This is a genomic window from Pseudomonas sp. FSL R10-0399 (assembly GCF_009600165.1).
GTDB classification, from domain to species: Bacteria; Pseudomonadota; Gammaproteobacteria; order Pseudomonadales; family Pseudomonadaceae; genus Aquipseudomonas; species Aquipseudomonas helleri.
Window position 1 is genome coordinate 1 of sequence record NZ_WIWK01000284.1, and the last position, 684, is coordinate 684.

1 protein-coding gene and 1 pseudogene are annotated in these 684 nt (G+C 46.1%); both read right to left on the reverse strand.

All coding sequences use genetic code 11. The annotated features are described in order from the left end of the window. Positions 1 to 58: 58 nt before the first annotated feature. A complete protein-coding gene (locus tag GHO41_RS29980; protein WP_178126625.1) occupies positions 59 to 412 on the reverse strand; it encodes a hypothetical protein in 354 nt (117 codons plus the stop codon). Positions 413 to 425: 13 nt separating this feature from the next. Then, positions 426 to 684, reverse strand: a pseudogene (locus tag GHO41_RS30155) (hypothetical protein); the annotation flags it as partial.

Below are 684 nucleotides of genomic sequence, written 5' to 3' on the forward strand. Positions count from 1 at the left end.
GCTGAGTTCGGAATAAGACATAGGGGCAGCACCGTACCGGAAAGGTCAGGTGTTGCACTCAGTTTTTGCCGCCGCCGCTTTTTAAGTACTGGCACAGGTGTTCGCCACGGCGCACCTGATCCTGAAAAAAAGCGCGCTCTGGCTCATTATTGCCAAATAAATTCAAGCGGTAGAATTTGTTGTAATACGCTTTATAAAAGGTTTCACTAAAGCGGTATTTTTGGTAAATATGTCCGCAATCACGACAGCCGAGTACTGGTAATGCTACTGCCTTGCCACAAGGGCCTTGGACGCTATCCAGCAAACACAAATGATCATTGGAATTGCACAGCTCACAATTGATTTTTTGCGCGTGAAACGTGCCGGGCATTTGCAGAAGCTGTAAATACTGTCGCGCTATGAGTGTGCTCACAATATAGCTCCGGTCACTTAATGCAAAAGAAACCTTCAAAGCAAATATATTTAAATACGCTGGTTATGTCCTTGAAGCCGGATCGAGACAACATATCTATATTGCCGGACGTGGAAAAAGGTTCCAGAACACCCTTTAAGCTTCTTGATTTGGCTAATATTTCATCGGCGCTATAGCCCTGGTCAAGCTTGTAATCTAGGCGGCCGCAAAAACTGAGTGCAACACCTGACCTTTCCGGTACGGTGCTGCCACTATGTCCTATCACGAACTCA